The organism is Nonomuraea sp. NPDC050202, from assembly GCF_040656115.1.
GTDB lineage: Bacteria > Actinomycetota > Actinomycetes > Streptosporangiales > Streptosporangiaceae > Nonomuraea.
Genome location: NZ_JBFALF010000006.1, coordinates 98,422 through 116,302, shown reverse-complemented (window position 1 = coordinate 116,302; position 17,881 = coordinate 98,422). Strand labels below are relative to the sequence as shown.

At 70.6% G+C, this 17,881-nt stretch carries 20 protein-coding genes and 1 tRNA gene; 12 read left to right on the top strand and 9 right to left on the bottom strand.

The window, feature by feature from the left end; genetic code table 11:
- Nucleotides 1-107: 107 nt before the first annotated feature.
- On the bottom strand, nucleotides 108-668 hold the full coding sequence (locus AB0I79_RS19460) for a TetR family transcriptional regulator (protein WP_357874623.1): 561 nt from the start codon (nucleotides 666-668) through the stop codon (nucleotides 108-110).
- 96 nt (nucleotides 669-764) lie between these two features.
- On the opposite strand from AB0I79_RS19460, the gene AB0I79_RS19455 reads away from it, so the two are divergent.
- The 6 genes from AB0I79_RS19455 to AB0I79_RS19430 all read left to right on the top strand — a co-directional run bounded on the left by AB0I79_RS19455 (nucleotide 765) and on the right by AB0I79_RS19430 (nucleotide 5,485).
- Nucleotides 765-2,576, top strand: a complete 1,812-nt coding sequence (locus AB0I79_RS19455; protein ID WP_357874620.1) for an MDR family MFS transporter — start codon at nucleotides 765-767, stop codon at nucleotides 2,574-2,576.
- Entirely contained in the window at nucleotides 2,573-3,001 is a 429-nt protein-coding gene (locus tag AB0I79_RS19450; protein WP_357874618.1) for a hypothetical protein, read from the top strand. The genes AB0I79_RS19455 and AB0I79_RS19450 overlap by 4 nt, the downstream gene beginning before the upstream one ends.
- Complete coding sequence (locus tag AB0I79_RS19445; protein WP_357874615.1) at nucleotides 2,998-3,234, top strand: hypothetical protein; 237 nt, start codon at nucleotides 2,998-3,000, stop codon at nucleotides 3,232-3,234. Before AB0I79_RS19450 ends, AB0I79_RS19445 begins: the two co-directional genes overlap by 4 nt.
- 13 nt (nucleotides 3,235-3,247) lie before the next feature.
- On the top strand, nucleotides 3,248-3,724 hold the full coding sequence (locus tag AB0I79_RS19440; RefSeq protein WP_357874612.1) for a universal stress protein: 477 nt from the start codon (nucleotides 3,248-3,250) through the stop codon (nucleotides 3,722-3,724).
- Between the two features lie 177 nt (nucleotides 3,725-3,901).
- Nucleotides 3,902-4,627, top strand: a complete 726-nt coding sequence (locus AB0I79_RS19435) for a M15 family metallopeptidase (RefSeq protein ID WP_357874610.1) — start codon at nucleotides 3,902-3,904, stop codon at nucleotides 4,625-4,627.
- Between the two features lie 12 nt (nucleotides 4,628-4,639).
- Nucleotides 4,640-5,485, top strand: a complete 846-nt coding sequence (locus tag AB0I79_RS19430) for an NUDIX domain-containing protein (RefSeq protein ID WP_357874608.1) — start codon at nucleotides 4,640-4,642, stop codon at nucleotides 5,483-5,485.
- Nucleotides 5,486-5,501: 16 nt separating this feature from the next.
- Here AB0I79_RS19430 and AB0I79_RS19425 read toward each other — a convergent pair whose 3' ends face one another.
- Entirely contained in the window at nucleotides 5,502-5,828 is a 327-nt protein-coding gene (locus tag AB0I79_RS19425) for an STAS domain-containing protein (protein WP_357874605.1), read from the bottom strand.
- A gap of 51 nt (nucleotides 5,829-5,879) precedes the next feature.
- Here AB0I79_RS19425 and AB0I79_RS19420 point away from each other — a divergent pair.
- Together AB0I79_RS19420 and AB0I79_RS19415 are read left to right on the top strand one after the other, a co-directional pair.
- Nucleotides 5,880-5,969, top strand: a tRNA-Ser gene (locus AB0I79_RS19420).
- 159 nt (nucleotides 5,970-6,128) lie between these two features.
- Entirely contained in the window at nucleotides 6,129-6,569 is a 441-nt protein-coding gene (locus tag AB0I79_RS19415) for a calmodulin-binding protein (protein WP_357874603.1), read from the top strand.
- Nucleotides 6,570-6,618: 49 nt separating this feature from the next.
- On the opposite strand, the gene AB0I79_RS19410 is transcribed toward AB0I79_RS19415, so the two are convergent.
- Nucleotides 6,619-8,805 carry an AAA family ATPase gene (locus AB0I79_RS19410; RefSeq protein WP_357874600.1) on the bottom strand — a complete coding sequence of 729 codons (2,187 nt, stop codon included), beginning with the start codon at nucleotides 8,803-8,805 and terminating at the stop codon, nucleotides 6,619-6,621.
- A 114-nt stretch (nucleotides 8,806-8,919) separates the two neighbouring features.
- Between AB0I79_RS19410 and AB0I79_RS19405 the strand changes: the two genes are divergently transcribed.
- Nucleotides 8,920-9,876 carry an NAD(P)H-quinone oxidoreductase gene (locus AB0I79_RS19405; RefSeq protein ID WP_357874598.1) on the top strand — a complete coding sequence of 319 codons (957 nt, stop codon included), beginning with the start codon at nucleotides 8,920-8,922 and terminating at the stop codon, nucleotides 9,874-9,876.
- Nucleotides 9,877-9,881: 5 nt separating this feature from the next.
- Nucleotides 9,882-10,400 (top strand): bacterial proteasome activator family protein, encoded by a 519-nt coding sequence (locus tag AB0I79_RS19400; protein ID WP_357874596.1) that lies wholly within the window; start codon nucleotides 9,882-9,884, stop codon nucleotides 10,398-10,400.
- 40 nt (nucleotides 10,401-10,440) lie between these two features.
- Here the strand turns inward: AB0I79_RS19400 and AB0I79_RS19395 are convergent, their stop codons facing one another.
- Complete coding sequence (locus AB0I79_RS19395) at nucleotides 10,441-11,238, bottom strand: HAD family hydrolase (RefSeq protein WP_357874593.1); 798 nt, start codon at nucleotides 11,236-11,238, stop codon at nucleotides 10,441-10,443.
- 223 nt (nucleotides 11,239-11,461) lie between these two features.
- On the opposite strand from AB0I79_RS19395, the gene AB0I79_RS19390 reads away from it, so the two are divergent.
- Both AB0I79_RS19390 and AB0I79_RS19385 read left to right on the top strand, forming a co-directional pair.
- A complete protein-coding gene (locus tag AB0I79_RS19390) occupies nucleotides 11,462-11,665 on the top strand; it encodes a cold-shock protein (protein ID WP_080043977.1) in 204 nt (67 codons plus the stop codon).
- A gap of 260 nt (nucleotides 11,666-11,925) precedes the next feature.
- Complete coding sequence (locus AB0I79_RS19385; protein WP_357874589.1) at nucleotides 11,926-13,251, top strand: hypothetical protein; 1,326 nt, start codon at nucleotides 11,926-11,928, stop codon at nucleotides 13,249-13,251.
- A 4-nt stretch (nucleotides 13,252-13,255) separates the two neighbouring features.
- Here AB0I79_RS19385 and serS read toward each other — a convergent pair whose 3' ends face one another.
- The 5 genes from serS to AB0I79_RS19360 form a co-directional block, all read right to left on the bottom strand.
- Nucleotides 13,256-14,518 carry a serine--tRNA ligase gene (gene serS / locus AB0I79_RS19380; protein ID WP_357874586.1) on the bottom strand — a complete coding sequence of 421 codons (1,263 nt, stop codon included), beginning with the start codon at nucleotides 14,516-14,518 and terminating at the stop codon, nucleotides 13,256-13,258.
- 98 nt (nucleotides 14,519-14,616) lie between these two features.
- Nucleotides 14,617-15,537: a prephenate dehydratase gene (gene pheA, locus AB0I79_RS19375; RefSeq protein ID WP_357874584.1), complete on the bottom strand. Its 921-nt coding sequence runs from the start codon at nucleotides 15,535-15,537 to the stop codon at nucleotides 14,617-14,619.
- 72 nt (nucleotides 15,538-15,609) lie between these two features.
- Nucleotides 15,610-16,029, bottom strand: a complete 420-nt coding sequence (locus AB0I79_RS19370; RefSeq protein WP_357874582.1) for a DUF4446 family protein — start codon at nucleotides 16,027-16,029, stop codon at nucleotides 15,610-15,612.
- 21 nt (nucleotides 16,030-16,050) lie between these two features.
- Nucleotides 16,051-17,259: a glycosyltransferase 87 family protein gene (locus AB0I79_RS19365; RefSeq protein ID WP_357874580.1), complete on the bottom strand. Its 1,209-nt coding sequence runs from the start codon at nucleotides 17,257-17,259 to the stop codon at nucleotides 16,051-16,053.
- Nucleotides 17,260-17,656: 397 nt separating this feature from the next.
- Nucleotides 17,657-17,851: a hypothetical protein gene (locus tag AB0I79_RS19360; RefSeq protein WP_357874577.1), complete on the bottom strand. Its 195-nt coding sequence runs from the start codon at nucleotides 17,849-17,851 to the stop codon at nucleotides 17,657-17,659.
- Between the last annotated feature and the right edge of the window lie 30 nt (nucleotides 17,852-17,881).

The window sequence follows — 17,881 nt, the reverse complement described above, 5'->3', positions numbered from 1 at the left end:
CTCCCACGGGCATCATGGATGCTAGGAGCCCGCCGGGGCCGGACAAAGACATCGGGTCGATCCCTGGCTCGTCACGCAGGTCGGAGCCGTGATGAGCGGTGAAACTTTCAACCGGCCAGGCACGCCTCGAACACGGCGGTCAGCCGGTCCACGTCGGCCGGCGTGGGCTCCTCGGGGCCGACGCGGCGGCGCATCGCCCCGATGCCCAGGACGACCGAGACGGCCATGCGGGCACGCGCGTGCGCGTCAGGGCCGGAGAGCATGGCCTCCAGCGGGCTGAGCACCGCCGTGATCAGCCGTTCCCTGGCCGCCACCCGCACCTCCGGATGGTAGGCCGAACGTTCGAGCGTGCGCAGGATCGGGCTCTCGGGCGGGTGCTGCATGCGCTGGGCCGCGTACTCCGCCAGCCGCCGGGGCAGCTCCTCCGGGCGGCCCGTGAACAGGTCGCCGAAGGTCGGCTCTCCCTGCAGGACCGCGGCGAACAAGCCGGCCTTCGACCCGAAGTAGCGGCCCACCAGGGCGATGTTGGCCTCAGCCGCCGCCGCGATCATGCGGACGGTCACCTGCTCGTAGCCCTGCTCGCCGAACAGGGTGCGAGCCGCCTGCAGGATGCGCTCCCGGGTGGCCTCACGGTCGCGCGGCCTGGCCTCAGTCACCTGGGGGTTCATGCCCGCACTCTACTGAACGCACACCCACTTACCGCGCGGCTAGTAAACATGCGTATACTCAAGTTGGATAAAACTGTAAGAAGGGGATGTTGTGTCTTGGTAGCCCAGGCGCAGGCCGCGTCCCCCACGAAGCAGCGGACCTACACGCACCGCGAGATCCTCGAGGTCATGTCCGGGCTCATGCTCGCGATGCTCACGTCGATGATCTCGACGTCCGTGGTGGGTACCGCGCTGCCGACGATCGTGGGGGAGCTAGGCGGTCAGGACCAGTACTCATGGGTCGCGAGCGCGACCATGCTGACGATGACGGTCTCCACACCGCTGTGGGGCAAGCTGTCCGACCTGTTCGGGCGCAAGCTGCTCTTCCAGACCGCTCTGGCGTTGTTCGTCGCGGCATCGCTCGTGGCGGGCCTGTCGCAGGACATGGGGCAGCTCATCGCGGCGCGTGCCGTACAGGGCCTGGGCGTCGGTGGTCTGTCGGCGCTGAGCCAGGTGATCCTGGGGGACATCGTCTCCCCCCGCGAGCGCGGCCGCTACTCCGGCTACATGGGGGCCGTCTTCGGCATCTCCACGGTCGCGGGGCCGTTGCTGGGCGGGTTCATCGTGGACGCCGACTGGCTCGGCTGGCGCTGGTGCTTCTACGTGGTCGTGCCGTTCGCGCTGGTGTCCTTCTTCGTGATCCAGAAGGTGCTGAAGCTGCCGAAGGTCACTCGCAGCACCTCGATCGACATCTGGGGCGCCACGACGATCACGGCCAGCGCGAGCGCGCTGATGCTGCTGCTGACGCTGGGCGGCAACGAGTTCGAGTGGAACTCGGGCTGGACGTACTTCCTGGGCGCGGTCGCCCTGCTCATGCTGGCCCTGGCGGTGCTGTCGGAGCGGACCGCGCGCAACCCGATCCTGCCGCCGCGCCTGTTCCGCAATCCGACGTTCGTGCTGACCAGCCTCGCCTCGCTGTTCGTCGGCATGGCGATGTTCGGCGCGATGATCTACCTGCCGCAGTACCTGCAGATCGTCAAGGGGCTCAGCCCGACCAACTCGGGCCTGATGACGCTGCCCATGGTCGTGGCGCTGTTCCTGGCCGGCGTGATCTCCGGGAAGATCGTCACCCAGACGGGCAAGTGGAAGATCTTCCCGGTGGCGGGCCTGCTCATCGTGGCCATCGGCCTGTTCCTGCTGTCCCGCCTGCACGTGGACTCCAGCGAGTGGCTGATCGGGTTCGACGTGGCGGTGCTGGGCATCGGGCTCGGCCTGTCCATGCAGATGCTCATCCTGGCCGCGCAGAACGGCTCCGAGCTGCGGGACATGGCCTCGACCACGTCGGGTGTGTCGTTCTTCAGGTCGCTGGGCGGCGCGGTGGGCGTGGCCGCGTTCGGCGCCATCCTGACGAGCCGGCTCAAGGACGAGATCGCCGAGATGGTCAAGGCGGCGGGCATCCACCTGCCCGGCGGCTCCGAGGTCAAGCTCGGCAGCCCCAGCGCCATCCAGATGCTCCCGACGCCGATCAAGAACATCGTGCTGGAGGCGTTCACCCGGGGTCTGGAGACCGTGTTCCTGGTCGGCGTGCCCATCGCGCTGCTCGGCTTCGTGGCCACGCTCTTCCTCAAGGAGCTGCCGCTGCGCGGGTCGAGCGTGCCGGTGGCCCCCGAGTCCAAGCCGCTCAGCAAGGACGACCTGGTCCTGGCCGGCCTGCTGCTGGAGCTCATCGCCCAGCGCGTCGAGCGGGTGAACGGCGAACGCTCCGCGCTCCTCACCGCCGTCGCCAAGATGGCGCCGCCTGACGACCGCTCGGAGCGCGAGCGGGCGAGATCGGTCGTGCAGGACGTGCTGCGGCCCACCTCGCGCGCTCTGATCGCGCAGGCCACGCCCCCACAGAAAGACCTCGTAACAGGAGGAATCTCGCAATGATTCGCAAGTTCGTGGGCGCCGTCGCGGCCGCCCTGGCCGTACTGGCCGGGCTGTGGCTGATGATCGCACCCTTCGCCCTCGGCACCCAGCCCGAGGGCGCCGACTGGACGAACGCCACCCAGTCCGAGTTCTTCGCCGGCCTCGGGGTGGCCGTCGTGGGCCTCGTGGGCGCGATCGCCTTCGTGCTGGCCATCCACGAGGAGCTCGTCGTCCGCGGCCTGGTCGTGCCCAAGCCCCGCCGTCCCGAGCCGGAGCCCGAGCCCGTGCCGGTGGCCGCCGCGCCGCAGGCCACGTCCGCCGAGCTGGCCGGCCTGCTGGCGCCGCTGGTCGAGGCGCTGCGCGAGGACCTGAACCACAACCCCCGCACTGGCGAGCACCGCCAGAACGGCAAGGCTCCCCTGGTCGGAGTGGAGGAGAACCGATGAAGGCCAAGCTGGGCGTAGCCGCCCTGGTCGTGCTGTTCCTGGCCGGCCTGTGGCTGGTCGCGGCCCCGTTCGCGGTCGGCTACCAGCCGCGCGGCGCCGAGTACGTGGACGCGACGATCAACGACCTGTGGCTCGGCGGCGGGCTCGCCGCGCTGTCGTTCGTCGCCCTCGTGATCTACGCGGCCGACGCCCTGCGCGACCTGGCCCACCGCGGCAAGCACGCCGACTCCTGACGCGAGTCATGCCGTGTCCGGCAATGGCATCGACCCGCAGTGGGAGCCCGTGGCGGGCCGGCTCCCCGCAGGGCAGTTCGAGATCGGCAAGGACGGCGCCGGCCTGCTCGTCGTGGGCTTCGACGGCTCGGGCCCGAGCCGCAACGCGCTGGCGTACGCGGCCGGGCTCGCCCGGCGGGACGGCGCCGCGCTGCTCATCGCGTTCGTGGAGTCGCTGAACACCGCCTCGCTCTGGTTCTTCGCCGGGTCGCCGATCATCCCCGACTCGGGCGCGGACCTGGCCGAGGAGCTGCGTGAGGAGCTGCGCGGCGCCGGGGTGCCGTGGCAGTTCGTCAGCCTGCGCGGCGACCCGGCCAGGGCGCTGGAGACGCTGGCCAGCACCCACATGGCCGACGGCATCGTCGTGGGCCGCTCCCGCTCGCCCTGGCGCGGGTCGGTGGCCGCCCACCTGGCGAAACGGGCGCACCGTACGGTCCTGATCGTGCTCTGACCTGGCGCCGTGCGGTGCTGACGCGCCCTGGCCCCGGCGCCGTGCGGTGCTGACGCGCCCTGGCCCCGGCGCCGTGCCGTGCTGATCGTGCCCTTCCCTCGGTGCCGTGCGCGACGCGGGCCGCCTCATGGCGTCGATAGCTCGTTGACCTGGCCAGACGTCGCATATGGTGGCCAGATGAGACGTGCTGCCGCCTTGGCGCTCGTGGTGCTCGGGACCGTTTCGTGCGGCGCGGGCCAGCCGGCCTCCGTGCCCGCGCCCACGACCTCGGCTCCCGAGCAAGGAGCGCCCGAATCACCCACGCCCGCACCCGCGACGCCCACTTCCACGGGGCCGCCCGCGTTCAGCTCGAAGGTCTCGCGGGTCTCCCGCGACCAGCTCCCCTACTCCTGGCGCCCCGGCTGCCCGGTCCACTACCGGGACCTGCGGCTGGTGACGCTGACGTACTGGGGCTTCGACAACAAGCCGCACACCGGTGAGCTGGTGGTGCGCAAGACGGTCACCGACGACATCGAGACGGTTTTCGAGAAGCTGTACGACTGGCGCTGGCCGATCGAGCAGATGAAGCTGGTGGACGCGTTCAAGGCGGACGACTTCGACTCGATCGAGGCCAACAACACCTCGGCCTTCAACTGCCGCCAGGCGACCGGGTCGAGCAACTGGTCAAATCACGCATACGGGGAAGCAATAGACATCAATCCCCAGCAGAACCCATATGTCACCGCAAGTGGCACGACGGCACACCAAAATGCCAAGAAGTTCACCGAGCGTCCAATTAAGGGTAAAGGTGTGATTAATCCTGGCGACAAGGTCGTCAAGGCCTTCGCCGGGGTGGGCTGGGAGTGGGGCGGCTACTGGTCGGGGGCCAAGGACTACCAGCATTTCTCCAAGGGCGGAGGCTGAGAGAATTGCCACATGGCGGCTAGGGACGGCGACGGCTGGACGGAGTGCGCCCAAGGCCACAGGCACTGGGGCGTGCACGGCGCCTCAGGGCTGCTCGTCGTCCACCACGACGACGCCGGGGTGCCGTACGTGCTCATGCAGAAACGCTCCTGGTGGAGCCACCACGGCGGCACCTGGGGGCTGCCCGGCGGAGCCCGCGACAGCCACGAGGACGCGGTCGCGAGCGCGCTGCGCGAGGCCCGCGAGGAGGCGGCGCTGGCCGGTGACGGCCTGCGGGTGCAGGGCATCTACCTCGACGACCACGGCGGGTGGGCGTTCGAGACGGTGATCGCCGAGTCGGCCGAGCTGCTGGCGGCGGCGCCGGCCAACCGCGAGAGCACCGAGCTGCGCTGGCTGGCGCTGCCCGAGATCACCGAGCGCAGGCTGCATCCCGGCTTCGCCGCGACATGGGGCGACCTCCAGGAGGCGATCAGGCCCGAGACCGTCGTGCTGGACGTGGCCAACATCGTCGGCGCGCGGGCCGAGCGTGGCTGGTGGAACGACCGGCTGGGGGCGGCGACCCGGCTGCTGCGCGAGGTGTCGGGGCTGCGGCTGGCACATCCCGTGCTGGCGCAGTGGTACCCGAGGATGGTGGCGGTCGTGGAGGGCGCCGCCAGGAGCGCGCCGGCCGTGGAGGGCGTCCAGGTGGTCGCCGCCACCGGCAGCGGTGACGACGCCATCGTGGACGTCGTGCGCCAGGCCAAGCCGTGGGAGCGCGTGCTCGTCGTCACGGCCGACCGGGGGCTCAAGGAACGGGTGGGCCGGCTGGGCGCGGAGACCGTGGGCCCCAAGTGGCTGCTGTCGCAGCTCGGTGCCTAGAGCTCGATGTCGATGTCTAGAGCTCGGCGGGAACCACGCGGTCGAAGGCGGCCTTGAGCCCTGTCACGTCGAGCACGCGCTGCAGCACCCCGTGGACACCCACGATGCCTAAGGAGCCGGCGTGCGCGGAGACCCTGCGCTGGTGCTCCACCAGCACCCACAGGCCACTGGAGTCGCAGAAGTCCAGCTCGCCGGCGTCGATCACGATCTGCACCCGGCCCTCGGTGAACAACTGCACCAGCGCGTCCTTCAGCAGTGGCGCCGTGAGCTTGTCGAGGTCGCCGGTGAGGCGCACGAGCGCGTCGCAGTCACCGCGCTGCACCTCGACGTTGAGATCCGCCACCTCCTGAACGTACACCCCTGTCACTACAGCCGCTATCGTGGTTTCCGCACAGGAGGGTTCGCATAGTGGACGAGTGCAGCCGCCTTGAAAGCGGCCAGGTCAGCGATGGCCTCGTGGGTTCGAATCCCACACCCTCCGCCAGCTCTTCCCTGGGCTCCTGACGTGCCCTGAGGCCCCTGAGCCGCCCCCCGGTCAAGCCAGAACTGTGTGGCGGTCACGCTAGTGTCACACACCGTAGTCGTATCACTACCGTCCGTGTCGAAGGTTGTGGATCTCAACCCCCTGTACCGGAGGTACCTCGTGCGACGTATCACCCGTAAGGTCGGCGCTCCCCTCGCCGCGGCACTCGCCGTCCTGACCGCGGCCGCGCCGGCCACGGCCGCCCCGCAGGCCGCGCCCGCGGCGTACTTCGTGATGACCGACATCACCCGGGAGGAGTTCGTCCTGCGGCTCACCGATCCCGCCAAGATCCAGCACGCGCGCGACCTGATCCACGGCGTGACGAACGAGCGGCCCCACGTCCTCGGCAGGATCGCGAAGCAGGCCGTCCCGTACAACGCCCGCTGGAGCTACCACTACCGGCCCGAGACCGTCGACTTCTTCGACATGGCCATCGAGGTGTGCGACGCCACGATCCCCTACGTCGAGGACCATCTGGACGAGGCGGGCGGCGCGTTCCTGCCCGGGCTCGTCTTCTGCCCGTGGACCTCGCGATTGGTCAGGGAACTGCCCGCGCCGTGATCATGACGTGCCACGCACTGCCGGTCGCCGCGCCGGCAGTGCGCCCGGGTCAGTCCCTGAGGCCCGCGAAGCCGTCGCCCACGTAGGCGGCGAGCTGCAGGTACGCCTCCCTCGTCGGCTCCTGGAGCCGGTCGAGGTCGATCTCCGCGCCCTCCTCCAGATGCGGGTCGTACGGCACCCTGATCACCGCGCGGCACCTGGCGGCGAAGTGGGCCTCCAGCTTCTTGATGTCCACCGCCGACTTCGACCGGGGCCTGACGCTGCACAGCACCACGGTCGCGTTCTTGACCAGGTCGGCGTAGTGGTGCGCCTCCAGCCAGTCGAGCGTCGCGGAGGCCGCCCTGGCGCCGTCCACGGACGGGGAGCTGACCAGCACGATCTGGTCGGCCAGCCCGAGCACGCCGCCCATGGCGGAGTGCAGCAGGCCGGTGCCGCAGTCGGTGATGCAGATCGAGTAGAAGTTCTCCAGGACCTGGGAGACGGCCTGGTAGTCGGAGCCGCTGAACGCCTCGGAGACCGACGGGTCGCGGTCGGAGGCCAGCACCTCCAGCCGCGAGGGCGCCTGCGAGGTGAACGCCCTGATGTCGACGTACCGCTTGACCTGGTCACGCTCGTTGAGCAGGTCGCGCACGGTGGCCGAGGTCTCCAGGACGAGCTTGTCGGACAGCGTGCCCCTGTCGGGGTTGGCGTCCACGGCGATGACGCGGTCGCCGCGCATCTGGGCCAGGGTGGCGCCGAGGCCGACCGTGGTCGTGGTCTTGCCCACGCCGCCCTTCAGGCTCAGCACGGCCACGCGGTGGTGACCGGCCGTGACCGGGGTGCGGGCCCTCGTGACCAGCTCGCGGCGGCGGCGCACCTCCGGTGACTCGCCAGGCTTGATCCAGCCGCCGGACGCCCTGTAGACCAGGCGGCGCCAGCCCTTGGAGGGGGCGTTGCGCCGTCCGCGAAGCAGGGACTCCGGGTCGAGGCTCTCGGCGGTCGGGCGGCCGGTGACCGGCGGCCTGGGCGAGGCGGTGAACACCGGGGTCGGGGCCGGGCGGCGACGCGGCGGCGGCGGGATCTCGCGCTCGGCGGGACGCCACTCGTGCTGCTCGGTCCACTGCGGCCGCTGCTGCTCCGGTTGCCGGGGGTGCTCCTGCTGGTGGAGGTGCTCCTGCTGGTGGAGGTGCTCGGGGGGCTGCTCGCTCCACCCGGGCCGGTCGGCAGGGTCATCGCTCCACTCGGGACGATCCGCTGGGCGCTCGCTCCAGTCAGGACGGTCCGAGGGCCGCTCGCTCCAGTGGGAACGGTCCGGCTGCTGCTCCGACCACGTGAGGCGCTGGTCCTGGTGGGCGTGGGTCTCGGGCTCGTTCCACTGCGGGACGTCGCCACGCGGCCGCGTCTGCGACGACTCGGCCCACTGCGGGAGATCGGCGTGCGGCCGCGTCTGCGGCGGCTCCGCCTCGGCGGGCTCCCCGGCGGACGCGCCGGCCTGCTCCTCCCAGGACGGCCGCTCGTTGCGCGGCTGGGTGTCGGCCCACGCGCCCTTCTCCTCGACCGCGGGAGGCTCCTCCTCCACGCGGGCCTGCTCCTCCTCGGCGCGCGCGGACTCCCCGGCGCGCGCCGGCTCTCCGGCGTGAGCGGGCTCCCCGGCGGGAGTGGCCTCCTCGGTGGCCGGCCGCGGCCAGTCAGGGGGCGTGACCCAGGCCGTCTCCTCTCCCGAAGGCGGCCACGTCATGTCCTCGGCCCGCTCGGGCTGGGAGGCGGCCTGCTCGGGCGGGGCGCCGGAGTGGGCGCCGGAGTGGGCGCCGGAGTGGGTGCCGGTCGAGGTGCCTGGCTGGGTGCCGGGTGAGGTGCCGGGCGGGGTGAACGACAGTGACGGGTAGGCGTCGGTGTCGTCGGGGCGCGGCAACGGCTTCAGCGGCGCGTGGAAGGGGTCGTCGGCGGGCGCCGCGGGCTCCACCTTGACGGTGGCCTCGCCGAGCCACTCCCCGGCCTCGCTCTCCCGCTCGGCGACCTCCTCGGCCGCCTCGGCGCCGTACACGGAGTCGACGGCCGCGCGGAACAGCGGCGGCGTCGGGGTGTCATGGTGCTGGGGCACCAGCGCCCACGGGTCCTTGGGGTACGGCGATGCGACCGGCTCGTCGGCGAGAGCTCCGGAGGCGCTGACAGGGACAGGCGCCTCCTCCGTCTCCTTGATCGCGTCCAGCCAGGCCAGCTGTTCCTCGAGAGATTCCTCTCGATCGTGTCTTGCCACCGTGTTCCCCCTCGGGTGGGTCTAAAGGGGCAGCAAATACCTTGCAGGTTAACGCCATGAGTTCCCTCGCAGCCCGGCAACCCACAACTTCTTTGCCCGGCTACCGTGGATCGCATGCGAGCCATTGAGATCGCCAGGCCAGGCGGACCAGAGGTGCTGGAGTGGCGCGAGGTGCCGGAGCCGCACGTCGAGCGCGGGGACGTGCTCATCGACGTGACCGCCTCGGCGGTGAACCGAGCCGACGTCCTGCAACGGCAAGGATTCTACGACCCGCCCCCCGGCTCCTCGCCCTACCCGGGGCTGGAGGTCTCCGGGGTGGTGGTCGAGATCGGGGAGGACGTGGAGCACTTCAAGCCGGGTGACGAGGTCTGCGCGCTGCTCGGTGGCGGCGGTTACGCCGAGCGCGTAGCCGTGCCCTGGCAGCAGGTCATGCCCGTGCCCGAGAACGTGTCGCTGCGCGAGGCCGCGGGCCTGCCCGAGGTGGCGTGCACGGTCTGGTCCAACGTGTTCATGGTCGGCCGGCTGCGCAGGGGCGAGACGCTGCTGGTGCACGGCGGGGCCAGCGGCATCGGCACGTTCGCGGTGCAGCTCGCCAAGGCGCTCGGCTCGCACGTCGTCACCACCGTCGGCTCGGCGGCCAAGGGCGAGCGCGTCAGGGAGCTCGGCGCGGACGAGGTCATCAACTACCGCGAGGAGGACTTCGCCGACAAGGTACGCGCCGACGTCATCCTCGACATCATGGGCGCGAAGTACCTCGCGGGCAACGTCCGGGCGCTGCGCGCCGGCGGGCGGCTGGTGATCATCGGGCTGCAGGGCGGGCGCAAGGGCGAGATCGACCTCGGCGCCATGCTCGCCAAGCGCCTGTCGGTGCACGCCACGACGCTGCGCGCCCGTCCCGTCGACGACAAGGGCGTCATCGTGCGGAGTGTGGTCGACAACGTATGGCCCCTGGTCGGAGCGGGTGCGGTGCGTCCTGTCGTGTACGCGGAGGTACCCATGTCCGAGGCCGCGGAAGCTCACCGAATGTTGGATTCGGGAGAGCACGTCGGCAAGATCCTGCTAGTACGGTGAGTGTTATGAATGCTGAGGACAACAACACCCCCCACATCGTGGTGGTGGGCCCTGACTTCCAAGGTCAGGGCGATAGCGGCGAGGATGATCGATCGGTCACCAACCTGGTCGAGCAGCCCGCCAAGGTGATGCGCATCGGCAGCATGATCCGCCAGCTTCTCGAGGAGGTGCGCGCGGCCCCTCTCGACGAGGCCAGCCGCAAGCGGCTGAAGGAGATCCACGAGTCCTCCATCAAGGAGCTCGAGGACGGGCTGGCGCCGGAGCTGGTCGACGAGCTGGAGCGGCTCTCGCTCCCGTTCACCGACGACAACGGCACACCGCCGAGCGAGGCGGAGCTGCGCATCGCGCACGCCCAGCTGGTGGGTTGGCTCGAAGGGTTGTTCCACGGCATCCAGACCACGCTGTTCGCGCAGCAGATGGCGGCTCGGGCCCAGCTCGAGCAGATGCGCAGAGCGCTGCCCGGCGTGCCTGGCGTGCCCGGTGAAGAGGGCCAGCGCCCCCACGGCTCGGGGCCCTACCTCTAGGCACGGCGGTCAGGGGCCCTGCCTCTGCCGCTGGACGCGGCTACCGGTAGAGCTCCTCGATCACCCGCGCGACACCGTCGTCGTCGTTGGTCGCGGTCACGTGATCGACCGCCGCCAGCACGTCGGGGTGCGCGTTGGCGACCGCGTACGACGTACCTGCCCAGCTCAGCATGGGCAGGTCGTTCGGCATGTCACCGAAGGCGACGCTCTGCGTGTCCTTGATCCCCCGCTCGGCGGCGAACGCCGCCAGGGCGCTCGCCTTCGTCACGCCCTGGGCGCTCATCTCGATCAGGCCTCTGCGGCTGGAGTGGGTGGCCGTCACCAGGTGCCCCACCAGCTCGTGCACGATGGCCTGCAGCTCGTCCGCGCCCATGGCGGGGTGCAGGGCCAGCAGCTTGGCGCACGGCTTGGCGGTCACCGAGTCGATCCGCACCGCCCCCAGGCGGCGGTCCAGGCCGCCCAGCAGGAAATCGGACTCATGCGCAAAACCGGCTTCATACTCGACCGAAAATACGAGTTCGGACACGTTCGCTCTTAGCTGAGCGACGACTTCCTCGAGCACCTCCACGGCGATGAGGTGAGATTCCACTATCCGTTCGGTATGGAGATCGTAGATCAGGGCCCCGTTCGCGCAGATGGCCAGGCCACGGTGGCGTACGGCGCCGGCCACCCCGCCCATCCACCGGGGCGGACGCCCCGTCACGAAGGCCAGCACAGCCCCTGATTCCTCGACTTTGGCGAAGGCGGCGACCGTGCGGGGAGACACGGTTCCGTCCGTACGCAGCGCGGTTCCGTCGAGGTCGGTGGCCACTAGACGCGGTGCGGGAAGACTCTGCATAACAGGTTCCAGTTTGCCCGGTGATGCCGCCTGACAGAAATCTTCCTGAGGAGGGGAACACCAACGCTCCAGAATGGTGTTAGATGTGATGGCGTTGTATTAGCTGATCCCGTAGTGAAAACCAGCATGACTTTGTCTGAGCCACCCCGGGTGCTTGCTGTACGACACACCGGGACCCACGAGGTGTGGGTCCCATAGATTCACATCCTGAGGGAGAGCTTTTATGGCTCAGGGAACCGTCAAGTGGTTCAACGCCGAGAAGGGCTTCGGCTTCATCGCCCCGGACGGCGGTGCGCCGGACGTGTTCGTTCACTTCTCCGAGATCGTCGGCAACGGCTACCGCAGCCTTGAAGACGGCCAGCGGGTCGAGTTCGAGATCACGCAGGGCCAGAAGGGGCCGCAGGCCTCTCAGGTCCGAGCCCTCTAACCTGTTAGCAGCGAGATAGACCGGGGTTCGCTCCCAGCGGGCCTCGGTCTTTTGCTTGTCCGGGACCGGCCATGACGGGCCGCCCGGTAGCCGGGGTCCCGGACGGACCCGAACGTGAGAAAGATCACGAAGCCGGTGTCGGATCGGTCACGGCTGTGACTCGACTCACACACCCCTTGAACCGTCCGCCTCCTCAGGCCATCGACCTGAGTATGAGGTACGCGTGGTTGTGTCACCCCGTGACCGTTGCCGGGGTTCTCGTGCTTTTGGTCAACGACCACCTGTTCAAGCAGGCCTGGCCCGGCCTCGTCACGGGCAAGCTCAGCGATGTCGCCGGGCTCGTCGTGGCGCCCGCGCTGCTGGCGTTGCTGTTCTGGCGGCGGGCCGACCTGGCGGCCACGGTGCTCACCGGCGCCCTCTTCACGGCCGTCAAAACCACGGAGACGGGCGCGCAGCTCGCTTCCCAGGCTTGGACCCTCGTCGCGGGCCCGTCGCGCGTCCTGGCCGATCCTACGGACCTGCTGGCACTCCCGGCCCTCGCCCTGGCGTGGTGGGTACGCCGGCGCACCCTCCACCATCCCGCCTCAGCCCGCTGGCGGATCATCGTCACGGTTCCGCTGGCCCTGATCGCCGTCACCGCCACCAGCGCCGCGCCCCCGCCACCCTCCGCCCAGGCCGTGGAGGTGGACCGGACGGGACGCGTCACCGTCCACACGGACACGCCGATGGACTGGGTGTCGCAGGACGGCGGCCGCACCTGGACGGAGACGACCGGCGAGAGCACCCAGCGGCCGTCGCAGAGCGCCCAGTGCGTCCCGCAGCAGGCCACCCGCTGCTACCGACTGAGCACAGGCCGGACGGCGGTGGAGCAGTCGGACGACGCCGGCGTCACGTGGCGCCCGTCGTGGGAGCCCTCAGCGGACGAGCTGAAGCGGCTGACCAGACAGTACGACTCCTCCGGTGTGCGTGCCACGTCGCTGGCCGTGCAGGCGCAGGCGGGCGGGCACGTCGTCGTCGTGGCGACCGGCATGGCGGGCATCACCGTCCGGGACGCGTCCGGCACGTGGCGGCGCCTGGGCTGGCCCGGCACCACCTCGGCCGAGGTGGACACCGGTCCCGAGCGGAACGTGGCGATCTTCCTCGCCGCCTGCATGCTGTTCGCCGGGGCGGGGGCCGGGCTGCGCCAGTACACCGTCGCCTACACCGGCTCCGCGCTCACCGCCTGCCTCGGCCTGCTGCTCCTGGTGAGTGGCGACAGCACCCTGCCGGACTCGTTCTACGCCCCGGGGATGCCCTTCTCCACCCTGGGCCTGCTCATGATCCTGGCGGGCGTCGTGGGCTCCCTCGTCCTGGGATTCACGGGCCGGGCCCGGCCCGTGCCCGCCGCCGTCGGGGTGCTGGCCTCGCCGCTCGTCTACCTGGCCGTCTACCTGCCGTTCGTGGGCTGGGCTGAGGGCACGCCGGACTCGTACGCGGTCGCGTTCGCGTTCGCCGTACTGCTGACCGGCCTGGTCGTGCTGGCGAGCGCCGCCGCCGTCAGGAGCGACGCCCGCCGCGCGAATCCGGCCCCCTACGCCGGCCCGTGAGGCTCTACTTGGCCGGCTCCAGCACGTCGAGCCCCACGTAGGGGCGCAGCGCCTTGGGGACCACCACGGAGCCGTCGGCCTGCTGGTGGTTCTCCAGGATCGCCACGATCCAGCGGGTCGTGGCGAGCGTGCCGTTGAGCGTGGCCAGGTGCTGGGGCTTGCCGTCCTTGTCGCGGAAGCGGACGGCGAGCCTGCGGGCCTGGAACTCGGTGCAGTTGGACGTCGAGGTCAGCTCGCGGTAACGCCCCTGGGTGGGGATCCACGCCTCGCAGTCGAACTTGCGGGCCGCCGACATGCCGAGGTCGCCCGCCGCCGTGTCGATGATCCGGTACGGCACCTCGATCTTGGCCAGCATCTCCTTCTCCCAGGCCAGCAGCCGCTGGTGCTCCTCCTGGGCGTCCTCGGGCCGCACGTACGAGAACATCTCGACCTTGTCGAACTGGTGGACCCGGATGATGCCCCTGGTGTCCTTGCCGTAGGAGCCCGCCTCGCGGCGGAAGCACGACGACCAGCCCGCGTAGCGCAGCGGCAGCTCGTCGGCGTTGAGGATCTCCTGGGCGTGGTAGCCGGCCAGCGACACCTCGGAGGTGCCGACGAGGTAGAGGTCGTCCTCAGGCAGCCGGTAGATCTCCTTGTCGTGGGACACGTGGAAGCCGGTGCCCTGCATGGTCTCCGGCTTGACGAGCACCGGCGTGATCATCGGCGTGAACCCGGCCTCGATCGCCTGCTGCATGGCCATGTTGAGCAGGCCGAGCTGCAGCCGCGCGCCGACGCCCTTGAGGAAGAAGAAGCGCGAGCCCGAGACCTTGGCGCCCCGCTCCATGTCGATGGCGCCGAGCGCCTCGCCCAGCTCCAGGTGGTCCTTCGGCTCGAAGTCGAACTCGCGGGGCTCGCCGTACGTCTCAAGCACGACGTAGTCGTCCTCGCCGCCGGGCGGCGCCGCCTCCTCGACGATGTTGGGCACCGTCTGGAGCAGCTCGTCCAGCTCGGCGCCCAGCTTCTCGGCCTCGGACTCGGCGGCCTTGACCTGGCCCGCGAGGTCCTTGGCCCGCTGGAGCAGCGCGGCCTTCTCCTCGCCCTGCGCCTTGGAGACCGACTTGCCCATGCTCTTCTGCTCCGCGCGCAGAGACTCGAACGAGGTCAGCGCGGATCGGCGGCGCTCGTCGAGGTCGAGCAGCGTGTCGACGACCGAGTCGTCCTCACCGCGGGCACGCTGCGACGCCCGTAGCCGGTCGGGGTCCTCACGAAGGGTACGCAGGTCAATCACAAGGAAAGGCTACCGGCGCGGGGAGGCGTCCCGCCCCTGCTTTCCCGTACGCCGACCCGCGCGCCGCGCGGGCGGCTCACCTCACCCGGCGGCGACGCTCAGACCTGCCCCGCCCGGATCCTCGCCAGCCAGTCGCCCGCCTCGGCGAACTCCGGGTCGGACGTGCCACGCTTGATCTGCGGCGCCACACCGTCGGCCCGCGGATAGCTCCCGAGGAAGCGCACCTCGCCGCAGATCCGGTGCAGCCCGGCGATGGCCTCGCCCACCCGGGCGTCGGCGACGTGCCCCTCGAAGTCGAAGTGGAAGAAGTAGCGCCCGATCCCGTCGCCGGTCGGCCGCGACTCGATGCGCGTCAGGTTGACCCCGCGCACGGAGAACTCGGTCAGCATCTCCAGCAGCGCGCCCGGGTGGTCGTCGGCCAGGAAGACCACCAGCGTGGTGCGGTCGGAGCCGGTCGCCTCGGGCAGCGGCCCCGGACGGCTCACCTTGACGAACCTGGTCACGGTGTCGGACCTGTCACCGATGTCGGTGGCCAGCTCCACCAGCCCGTAGTGCTCACCGGCGATGCGCGCGGCGATGGCGGCGTCGTACGGCGAGCCCGGCAGCGACACCTCCTGCGCGGCGGCGGCCGTCGAAGGGGCGGCCACCACGACGGCGTCGGGCAGCTCGCGCGAGATGTAGGCGCGGCACTGGGTGATGGCGGCCGGATGCGTGTAGACCCGCTTGATGTGCGGGATCTCGGTGTCCGGCCTGGCCAGCAGCGAGAACTGCACCGGCAGCAGCAGCTCGGCATTGATCAGCAACGGCTCGCCCCAGGCGAACTCGTCGAGCGTCGTGGTGATCGCGCCCTCGATGGAGTTCTCCAGCGGCACCACCGCGCCGTCGGCGTCACCGGAGCGTGCGGCGTTGAGCGCGGCGCTCACGGTCGCGCAGGGCAGCCGCTCGGCGGCGGGGTCCAGGAGCCGCAGGGCCTCTTCGGTGAAGGTCCCTTCCGGTCCGAGATAGGCGAGTCTGGGCATGCTTACAGGCTATCCGCAGGTGGGCAGCGCCGGCGGCCGTTTCACCCGGCGGCCTGCTCCTGGCCGGTCGGCTCACGGAAGCTCGGCGGCCCGGCAGGGGACCACCGGCCCGTGCCCGAGCCTGGCAGCCCGCACCGCCTCTTCCTCCTCCGGCGACAGCGGCTGCTGCCCCTTCCCGCCCACCACGGCCCGCACGTACGTCCGGGTCTCGCTGCGCCCGTTGATCGAGGTCAGCACGATCCCGTCGCCCAGCCCGTTGATCATCGCCACCGAGAACGACCTCCTCCCGGTCATCTCCGACAGCGCGTCGTACTGGCACACGGCGACGTCCCTGATGGCCTTGAGATCCCCCCGCCCCTCGCTGATCTGCCGGGAGAGCAGGCGCCGGCAGTCCTCCACCGTGGCCCTGGCCTGGCGCAGCGCAAGGTAACCGATCATCACGCCACTGACCCCGGCGACGACACCCACGATCACCCATGTGGTAACGAGCACGCACAGAGGGTAACGGCTGAGTCAAGCGATCTGTCGCCGTTTCGGGAGCCAGGACACCAACAACCACACCAGAGCCACCGCGCCCAGCCCGAACCCGTTCTGGACGATCTTCCCGAGCACCAGGCTGACCACGGGGATCTGGGCGGCTACCAGCGAAACGCCCCACCACGGGACCGGCACCACGTAGTACAGCCACACCCCCGCCGCCACCCGCAGCCTGACCGGGTCACGCCCGTCGCCCACGATGGCCGCGATCACCACGACCACCCACGCCAGGTGGTGGATCCAGGCGACCGGCGACAACAGCACCGCCATCAGCCCGACCAGCGCGACCGCGGTGAGCGAATCGCCCGCCTGGTACGCCTCCCGCGCCCCCCTGAACCCGTGCCAGCCGACCACGGCCACGATCGCCAGCCAGATGAGCGAGGTCAGCCACTCCTGCGGCAGGTACAACCGGATCAGCATGCCCCGGATCGACTGGTTGGTGGTGGCCGCGTTCGCGCCGAGCCGTTCGGGGTCGAGCAGCGCCGAGAACCAGAAGTCCACCGCGTCCTGCGGGATCACCGCGAACGGCAGCAACGTGAGCACCGCCGCCGCGAACGACGCCATGAAGAACGTCCGCCACTGCCGTGTGACCAGCAGGTAGATCAGGAAGACGCCGGGAGTCAGCTTGACCGCCGTGGCCAGCCCGATCAGGAACCCCCTGGGCCACCACGGCCGCTTCGCCACGCAGTCGGCAAGGCAGAGGGCCACCAGCAGGATGTCCACCTGCCCGAACCGGACCTGGTCCCTGATCGGCATCAGGTACGTGCACGCCACCATGAGCAGCGCGAACACCCAGGGCGCGTACTTGCGCAGCTCCTGTCGCTCCAGGACCTGGCGGAAGGAGAACCCCACCGTCACCGCCAGCGCCACGAAGATCCCGGCCGTCCACACCCACTGCGCCGTCTCCCACGACATCCCGGCCAGCAGCACGGCCAGCATCGCGGCGATGGGCGGGTACGTGAACGGCAGCAGCTGCGGCGCGGGCGTGACGTAGTCGTACACCGGCCGGCCGTCGAGCAGCATCTGCCCGCCGGTACGGTAAACGTCCAGGTCAACCAGCCGCTGGTCGTCGGGGTTCGTCAGCCACGTGTGCACCAGCGGCGCCACGGCCGCCGCGACGACGAGCACCACGATCGCCCACGCCCACCACTGCCGCCGGATCACCCGCACCTCGCCACTTGTCACGGTGTGGCACGTTACCGTGGCTGTTGTTGATCGAGGGGCAGACTACTGGGGGTCCGTACATGCCGAACGCCACGCCGTACCCGCCTCAGGGCCGGTACGGGGCGCGCCCACGCCTCGGCCACCGGGTCACCCGTCCCCTCACCATCGCCCTCCTCGCCCTCTCTCTCACCCCTCTCACCGCCGCCCCCGCCCTGAGCGCCACCGAACCGGGCACCACCACCGTCACGCGCCCGGACACCACCGCCCCCGCCCCGCACGCGGGCGCCGGCCCGGGCACCACCACCCCTGCCAAGCGCACAGACGTAGGCCCGGGCAGCCTTGCCCACGCCACGCACGCAGGCGCGGGCCTGGGCACCGCCACCTCTCACGCAGGCGCGGGCCTCGGCATCACCACCTCTCACGCGGCCTCAGGCGTGGGTCTGGACGCCAGCACCGGCACGGAGACGGCCACCGGCACGGCAGCGGACACCAGCACGGCGGCGAACACCAGCACGGCGGCGAACAACGGCGCGGCAGCGGGCAGCAGCACGGCACCGGGCAGCACGGCGGCGGGCAGCACGGCGGCGGGCAGCACGGCGGCGGGCAGTGGCAAGACAGGGACCCCCCCGCGCACAGGGCCGGC

Coding starts and splice junctions, on each gene's coding strand:
- AB0I79_RS19445 (WP_357874615.1), top strand. CDS start 2,998: ATGAAGGCCAAGCTGGGCGTAGCCGCCCTGGTCGTGCTGTTCCTGGCC.
- AB0I79_RS19435 (WP_357874610.1), top strand. CDS start 3,902: ATGAGACGTGCTGCCGCCTTGGCGCTCGTGGTGCTCGGGACCGTTTCG.
- AB0I79_RS19400 (WP_357874596.1), top strand. CDS start 9,882: ATGAATGCTGAGGACAACAACACCCCCCACATCGTGGTGGTGGGCCCT.
- AB0I79_RS19390 (WP_080043977.1), top strand. CDS start 11,462: ATGGCTCAGGGAACCGTCAAGTGGTTCAACGCCGAGAAGGGCTTCGGC.
- pheA (WP_357874584.1), bottom strand. CDS start 15,537: ATGCCCAGACTCGCCTATCTCGGACCGGAAGGGACCTTCACCGAAGAG.
- AB0I79_RS19460 (WP_357874623.1), bottom strand. CDS start 668: ATGAACCCCCAGGTGACTGAGGCCAGGCCGCGCGACCGTGAGGCCACC.
- AB0I79_RS19430 (WP_357874608.1), top strand. CDS start 4,640: ATGGCGGCTAGGGACGGCGACGGCTGGACGGAGTGCGCCCAAGGCCAC.
- AB0I79_RS19395 (WP_357874593.1), bottom strand. CDS start 11,238: ATGCAGAGTCTTCCCGCACCGCGTCTAGTGGCCACCGACCTCGACGGA.
- AB0I79_RS19450 (WP_357874618.1), top strand. CDS start 2,573: ATGATTCGCAAGTTCGTGGGCGCCGTCGCGGCCGCCCTGGCCGTACTG.
- AB0I79_RS19405 (WP_357874598.1), top strand. CDS start 8,920: ATGCGAGCCATTGAGATCGCCAGGCCAGGCGGACCAGAGGTGCTGGAG.